At 61.4% G+C, this 7614-nt stretch carries 4 protein-coding genes and 1 pseudogene; 4 read left to right on the top strand and 1 reads right to left on the bottom strand.

Annotated features, from left to right (window positions below; translation table 11 throughout):
* The 4 genes and pseudogenes from A9J21_RS31885 to A9J21_RS31880 form a co-directional block, all read left to right on the top strand.
* Positions 1–1686, top strand: a pseudogene (locus A9J21_RS31885) (hypothetical protein); the annotation flags it as partial.
* Between the two features lie 9 nt (positions 1687–1695).
* Positions 1696–1968 carry a hypothetical protein gene (locus A9J21_RS05315; protein ID WP_066732639.1) on the top strand — a complete coding sequence of 91 codons (273 nt, stop codon included), beginning with the start codon at positions 1696–1698 and terminating at the stop codon, positions 1966–1968.
* A gap of 301 nt (positions 1969–2269) precedes the next feature.
* Positions 2270–4042, top strand: coding sequence for a ShlB/FhaC/HecB family hemolysin secretion/activation protein (locus tag A9J21_RS05310; RefSeq protein ID WP_066732637.1), 1773 nt, complete (start codon positions 2270–2272; stop codon positions 4040–4042).
* A 335-nt stretch (positions 4043–4377) separates the two neighbouring features.
* The gene (locus A9J21_RS31880) at positions 4378–5193 is read left to right on the top strand and encodes a hypothetical protein (protein ID WP_066732632.1); all 816 of its coding nucleotides are present in this window, start codon (positions 4378–4380) and stop codon (positions 5191–5193) included.
* Positions 5194–5382: 189 nt separating this feature from the next.
* On the opposite strand, the gene A9J21_RS05300 is transcribed toward A9J21_RS31880, so the two are convergent.
* The gene (locus tag A9J21_RS05300) at positions 5383–7437 is read right to left on the bottom strand and encodes a ParB/Srx family N-terminal domain-containing protein (protein ID WP_231906810.1); all 2055 of its coding nucleotides are present in this window, start codon (positions 7435–7437) and stop codon (positions 5383–5385) included.
* Between the last annotated feature and the right edge of the window lie 177 nt (positions 7438–7614).

Genomic DNA, 7614 nt, shown 5'->3' with positions numbered 1-7614 from the left:
GGCCCGGACCTCAACAACGTGCTGGGCAAGCAAGCCGACATGATGGCGGCGGCGCAGGCGGCTGGGGAGGCGGTGGCGAAGACGGTGGGGGATATTGCGGGGAGTAAGGAGAAGGCTGCGAAAGATGCCTTGAAGGTTGCCAACGACGCTTACGGCAAGGACCCGAGCGATGCCAACCGCGCGGCGGTTGCCGAGGCGCAGGCCGATGTCGAAGGCTGGAAGGAAGGCGGCGAGTATCGGGCGGCCTTGCATGCGGCTGGTGGGGCGATGATCGCTGGACTGGGCGGCGGTAACGCCATCGCCGGCGCAGTTGGCGCGGGCTTGTCGTCGCTCGCGGCCGAGAAGCTCGCCACTCTTGGTAAGTCTGTGGCTAATGGCGTTGACAGTGGCAACAAGAACCTGGACGAGGCCATCGGGAACCTGGCAGCGAATCTTGTGGCTGGAGGTATGGGTGCTGCGGTGGGTGGTGGGTCAGGGGCGGCGACTGCGGCGAATGTGGATCGGTTTAATCGGCAGTTGCATCCGGATGAGAAACAGCGGATTAAAGACCTTGCTGGCAATGACACAGCGAAAGAAGCTCGGTTGACTGCTGCGGCATGTGCAATGACAAAGTGCTACGCTGAATACCCCGAAGGCAGTGCGGCCTATCAGCAATTGAAGCAAATTGCGGATTTTGGGGCAAGCGACTCACTTGCTGGTGAGCGTCAGACGTTGTCTCAGCAATCAGGCATGTTTGGGTATAGCACGTCTGGTTTGCTTAGCGATGCGAATATGGACGCTGCAAAGCAAGTGAACAACACATATCAATTGACCACCCGTGGTATTGGTGCGGGCCAAGCCGTGTTGGGAGCCGTCGGCATAAGCGGAGCGGTAGCAAGCGCCCCTGTCTCGTGTGCAACTGGCGTCGGGTGTGTAGCAAATACAATCGTCGCTGGCACAAGTGCCGACGCGCTCATCGCTGGGTCAAAGCAAATGGTGAGCGGACAACCTGAGTCAACATACCTAAACCAAGCGCTAACTGGGCTCGGCATGTCGCCAGGAGCAGCGGGATTGCTTGAGGCGGCCCTTGGCATTGGTGGGGCAGCGACCGCAGGTGCAGTCGCCAACGCCGCTACCACTCAGGCGGCAGCCCTGAACAAATTGGGGGCCGCTAGTTACCAAAATTTCGTGACCAACGGTGTCAAGGCGACTCCTGAGATCATGCAATCCCCGCCGGCACAGGCTTTGATTCGGGATATTCAAGCCGCGAATCCTGGAATGTCTGCCCAGCGTGTCGAGTCAATCGCGCAGAGCTATATTGAATCTGGTACTAGTTTGCCGCAGGCAGGACTCGCGGCACCGGGTGCAACACTCGTGAAAGTCGTTCCGAAGGGTGATGACGTATCTTCGTACACTGGCTACTGGATGAGTCCGCAGCAAGCTCAGGCAATTGCAACTATGACACCGGAGCAGGCTGGGCAAGTATTGGGGTTGCCGGCGGCACAGGCGGCGAATATCTTGAGGAATGGAGTTGACTACTACGCCATTACTCCAAAGCCCGGGATGACGCCGAGCGTCTATGTGTCGAATGTCGCCGGCACTGCGCAAGGCAGTGCCGCAATGCCAGGCGGTGCACAACAAGTTATTGTGCCGAACCGTGGTCAATGGACTACTCCAAAAAAAATGAATCCATTTACTTTGCAGTGAGGTGATTCCGTGGATCAAGTCAAGCTATTGCAGGAAAAAGCTCGCATATTTCACGGCATATTGCAGCAATATGCCAAAAAAGACGACCATGCGAGCATGGTTTTGGGATTTATGGCGAACCTATTTGACAGCATTGAACGAGGGGATATCGTGCCCCCAATGCACGATGACTACCGTTGGCACTTTGCGAACACCGAGAGTCCCTTGTTTAAATATGACGATCTTGGTGAGGCGCATGCGCAGTATTCGCATGCACTAGAGGGTTGGGCAAATAAAAGTTAACCCTCGTAAGAGGATGAGACACGCACTGAGCCCCGTAAACTCCGTCTTGAATCGCACACATGCTGCATCGGACGTCGAGTGGATATTAAATTCAAATGAAAATGAATGAAATAATCGAAGGCGTGGCCAAAAGTGCATTTGGGCTTTCAATGGGTGCAATTTGGCAGCATATGAGCGTAGAGCTTACGCACGTCGGAGGAAATGAGAGGGTCGCTCCAGAGATCAGCGGTATTAGCACCACTCCCTTATCACCATACGCGTTATGGCGGCGCCAAGATCCCGTCTGACCCCTGTCATCCCGATGTCTTCAAATTCGTCGCACATTGCCAAGATCGCGTCACTTGCACTTGGCCTTTCAACTATCCCATTGCTTGCATTGGCCCAAGTCCCGCCGCCCCCCGGCCAGGCCGCCGCCCTGACCAACGCCGAGCAAGACCAGCGCACGCGCCAGCAGCAGGAAGCCCGCGAACGGGCTGCCGTTGTCGATGCCCCAGCCGTGCGCGCTGAAGCAACCGCCCGCGCCGAATTTCCTGCGTTGCCGCAGGAATTCCCGTGCTTCCGAGTCAACCGCTTCGCCCTCGAAGTTCCCAGGGACCTTCCTGCTGACCTGCAAGCCGCAGGCGCCTCGGCCCTGCCGATGGACCCGTTTGCCTTTGCACAACAGTGGCTTGACCACTATCAAGGCGAGTGCGTCGGCAAGCAGGGCGTGGAAACGCTGGTCAAGGGGCTATCGCAAACGATCCTGTCGAAGGGTTACGTCACCACGCGCGTGCTGGTACCCGAGCAGGATTTGTCGTCGGGAACGCTAAAGCTCGCGCTGATCCCCGGCGTGATCGGCGATATCCGCTTCAGCGATCCCGACCTGTGGGGCACGTGGAAGTCAGCGTTCCCCACTGCCCCCGGCGAACTGCTGAACCTGCGTGATCTGGAGCAAGGGCTGGAGCAGATGAAGCGTGTCGCCAGCCAGGACGTCGACATGCAGATCGTGCCGACGTCGACGCCGGGACGTAGCGATGTCGTGATCGCCGTCAAACGCGGTAAGCGGTGGACGCTGGTAGGCTCCGTCGACAACTCGGGCTCGCGTTCCACCGGTAAGTGGCAAGGCAACGTGAGCGTCGGGATCGACAACCCGCTGGGCCTGAGCGACATATTCAACATCGGCTACAACCAGGATTTGATGTTCAGCAACAAGGAGCACGGCACGCGCGGCTGGAATGGCTTCTATTCGATCCCGTGGGGCTACTGGACAGCGACACTCTCGGCTTACAGCAGCAATTACTTCCAGCAGATTGCTGGCGTGAATACGACGTTCGTGTCGAGCGGAAAATCGGAAAACGTCGATCTGAAGCTGCATCGGGTGCTGCGCCGCAGCCAGAACGACGTGTTCGGCATGCAGGTGCGGCTGACGCGCCGATTCGGCAAGAGCTATATCGAGGACACCGAAATCCCGCAGCAGCGCCGCAATAACACCATCCTCGAATTCGGGGTGACGGACCGCCACTACTTCGGCCAGTCGCAGCTCGATGCCACGCTGTCATTCCGCCAGGGCATCGGCGCCTTTGGTGCGCAAGACGACACGCTGGCGTCGCTGGATGGCCCGACTTGGCGTTACCGGATGATGGTGCTCGACGCCAACCTCTCGGTGCCGTTCAAACTCGCAGAACAGCCATTCCGCTACGTCACGACGATCCGGGGCCAATTCACCAACGACCGGCTGTACTACGTTGATGATTTGACGATTGGCAGCCGATATACGGTAAGGGGCTTCGATGGCGAGAGCCAGCTTGCCGGCGAGCGTGGATTCTATTGGCGCAACGAACTGCAGGCGCCGCTGGGAACGAGCGGTCAGGCAGTTTATGTCGGCCTCGATTATGGCCGCGTGTATGGACCATCGACCCAGGCACTGGTCGGCACGCAATTGGCGGGCGCAGTACTCGGCATGCGCGGCGGCGTGGGCTCGCAAAAGTTCGGCGGCGTCTCGTATGACGTGTTTCTCGGAACGCCTGTGTACAAGCCGGAGCAGTTCAATACCGCCGGGGTGACGGCGGGGATGCAGGTGGTTTATCAGTATTGAGTAATTCTCTTGCTCCCCCCCATTCATTTCCGGAAATCCGATGTCATGGAAAAAATTTCTTGCCGTGCGTATTTATTCATTTGCCCAAGAAGGACAAAGCCGAGGCTTCGTTCTACAGCGCTGCCTACTCGAAGTTCGTAAAAGGCGACGACGTCAAATCGCGGCAGATTCTGGGCGCCATGCATCAGCTTGCGCCATACGGCAGCACCGAGTGGATTTACGGAAAGCGGGTACTTCAGTAAATCGCCGAGACACAACTTTCGATTTTCGTTTTTTCCCAACCCAGGGCAGCACAGACTGCCCGCTATTTCAACGCCCGTAAGGGGTCAATGCCTATGAAGAAGAAGCTCGCATTTACGCTGGTGGCATCTGCCGCCGTTATCGCCGCCTGTGGCGGTTCGGACGGCGATAGTAAGAACAGCGTCGGCACCAGCGGCGCCGCCACTGGTGCGACGGCTAACGCGATGGCGCCGTTCGATGCGCAATGCCTGACGCCGATGACAACCGGAAAGTCGATGACGGTGTCGGCCAATGCCGGTCCGGTCCCCGAAGCCGTGACATTCGAGGGCAAGGGCATTGGCCCGACCACATTCGATGGCAGGAGCCTGGACACCATCGATGTTCAGGCCACCGGCACGCTGCTTCACGCGGTTTCGTCCAACTTCCGCATCTATCTGGATCCGGAAACCGTCTTGTTTCCTCTGGGTGTGACTGAGTTCGGGCATCGTGGCTTCCCCAGTGGGCCGTGGGTCAAATATCGGCGCTTTACGTACGAGGATGCCGCCGGCAAGCCGGCCAAGCTGTCACTGCTGGGCATGCAGCCCAACGAGACGCGCAGCGTGACGATGGTAGAGGAACAGGAATCCGCCGCGGCCGCGGATCCGCAGCCGGCATTTACCCATGGCGTAGCGCGCAAGGTGCATTGGACGGTGCAGTACATCGGCCGCGAAGATGTGACCGCGATGGACAAGTCCTACGCCAATACGTGCAAGGTCAAGATCCAGTATGAGCGCGATCCGGCGTATTACTTCCCGAAGCTTGAGGCAACCGTCTGGCTGGCGCCCGGCCTGGGGCCCGTCAAGCTGAGCGGACTCCCGCTGCTGCGCGTGGACACCGTGTCGGCCGAGACGTCGGGCATCGTCGCCAACTGATCGACTCAACGATCGGTTGATAGATCGACCGATCGACCGCGCATTGCCTCCCGGCCATGCCCCAAGCAAAACACCCCAGCCCTGTTTCCAGGCGCTGGGGTGTTCGCCTCCGGTTTCCCGGAGGCCTCACCAAGGCAAGCTGGCTAGCCAGCTATTCCATCTGTTCCACCCGTTCCACCAGTTCCAGCATTACGGCTTCAGCTTGGTGCGATAGTCCACTGCATACGGCAGCTTGCCGGGCTTGGACGATCCTACCGGCTGCGACAGTGCCGTGAACTCGGTCTCGTTGAAAGCGTCCAGACGGCCCAGCGTGGCGGCGGTCTTGTCAGCGCTGACGATGGTGTCGGGCGTCAGGGCCACCATTGCTTCGGCGGCCTTGCGCACGGCCGCCAGGTAGGCCGTGGTGTCGTTCAGGTTCACCTGCTTCAGGTCTACGACCTTGCGCAGCCAGTCGCCCCAGTAGAACTCGGTGAATTCCGTGGCGCCGGTGGGCTGGCTGTAGCCAATGTCGCGCGTGAAGTAGACCAGCGAGCGGTACTGGTCATTGCCCAGGCCGTTCGAGAGGCCCAGCTGGCGCGGCAGGTCGGCCGGGTAGATCGGGCGGTTGTCGCCGTCCTTGAGCCAGACCAGCTTGCGTGCGCGCATGGTGCGGAAGAACTGGGCGCGGTTCAGGTTCGACAGGTTGTCCTGCACGCGGATCCACATCTTGGCCTGCGGGCCGCCGGTCGGCGCTTCCCAGACGGTGGTGAAGGCGTGATGGCCATCGGTCAGGTACGGCTCGCCGTACGGGCCCACCACCAGTGTCTTCATGTCCTCGGGCTTCTCGCCAACCGTCTTCGTGCAGGTGAACGAGCTCAGGTTGTCGATGCGCGAATCGGTCTTGATGCCGTCCTTGGCGGTCTTGTTCTGGCCGTTGTTCTCGCAGGCATCGTCGAAATTCTTGGCCGAATCCACCGCGTAGCGGCCCAGCTTGTAGTAGATCTGGTCGCGGCCGATGGCCGGCTGCGTCGGGCGCAGGTCGGCCATGGTGACCAGGATGTTCTGCTGGGCCGTGGCTTGCAGGTACGTCGAAATCGGCGTCGGCGCCGGCAGCGGCGTGCAAACAGCCGGCAGCACGCGCTGGGTGCCCGGCACCTGGCGCAGCTGGTAGGCCAGCCTGGTGCTGACGGGCAGCCAGGCCAGCGATGCAGTTTGCATCTGGCTGGCCACCGGCTCCTGCCACGTGCCCGAGATCAGGCCGAAGGCGGCGCCGCTGGCAAAGCCGTTGTAGATCAGCGGGACGTCTGATGGGATGTTGTCCGCTGCCAGCACGTTGCTGCCTACCGAAATGATGTTGCGGCGCGTACGGCCGGTGGTGGCGTTGGCATCGTCGAGTTCGGGCTCGGCGCAGACCCAGTCGCCATCCACCGCGTTGGCGGCCAGCGACGTCGCGGCGCGCACCACCCAGTTGCCGGTGGCGGCCGTGGCGCTGGCGCCTGTTTCGTCGACGAACAGAGCCGTGCCGCCCTGCTGCTTGCCGACGAAGACGCGGCCCACCTTGCTGCCGGCGATGGTCAGTGCGAAGGCGCCCGGATAGCGGGCCTGGTCGGCGTCGGCGCCGAGCGTGCCGGTCTGGCCGCCCGCGCAGCTGGCGCTGTAGCCCTGGCCCGCACACACGCGCACCGAGCCGTCTGCCTGGATCGCCAGCTGGCCGGCCGTGGCCGTGTCGCCTGCCTGGCGCAGGTAGCTGTAGGTGCCGGCGATGTCCCTGAGCTGGGCGCCCTTGTTGGCGGCGGAGACATAGCCTTGCAGCAGGCTGCCGTTGCCGGCCTTGACGTTGGGCACCTGGCCCAGCGCACCGGAGAGCAGCCCGTCGTCCAGCGTGAAGCTGAACGTGATCGATGCCGCGGCGGCGGCCAGCGCGGCCGGTACGTCGGCGCCGGAGGCCGTCAGGTTCGACACACGATAGGTGTCGCCGCTCTGCGTGTACTGGCCCACCAGTGCACCGGCCAGGCCGAAACGGGAATCGAGGAAGCGCAGGGTGATCTGGCCGGCGGCGGGCTGGTCGAGCTGGACCGACACCGTGTCGCCAAAGCTCACCGCACCCACGTAGAGCGAACCGCCAGCCAGCGGCTTGACCTCGGCCGGCGTCGCGCCGGTATTGGTGCCGCCGGTGGCGGCGTTGCTGTCATCGCCACCACCGCAGGCGGTCATCGCCGCCGTGGCCAGCAGCAGCATGGCTGCCGTGCTGGCGCCGCGTTGCATCCACTGCCCAGGTTTCCTCGTCCTGCTTTCCATGTTCTTCCCCGTTGTCGTTGTTGTGTCGGTCGTTGCGTGCGCCGCGTGCGGCCCGTGCGGCGTGGGCGGCACGTGGCCGCGCGACAGTCTATGAACAAGGGATGACGTACCTGTGACAGCCTGACGTATCGGTAGCCCCGGATT

The organism is Cupriavidus sp. D384, assembly GCF_001652915.1.
Lineage (GTDB): Bacteria > Pseudomonadota > Gammaproteobacteria > Burkholderiales > Burkholderiaceae > Cupriavidus.
This window is presented reverse-complemented; position numbering and strand designations above follow the sequence as displayed.

Coding starts and splice junctions, on each gene's coding strand:
- A9J21_RS31880 (WP_066732632.1), top strand. CDS start 4,378: ATGAAGAAGAAGCTCGCATTTACGCTGGTGGCATCTGCCGCCGTTATC.
- A9J21_RS05310 (WP_066732637.1), top strand. CDS start 2,270: ATGTCTTCAAATTCGTCGCACATTGCCAAGATCGCGTCACTTGCACTT.
- A9J21_RS05300 (WP_231906810.1), bottom strand. CDS start 7,437: ATGCAACGCGGCGCCAGCACGGCAGCCATGCTGCTGCTGGCCACGGCG.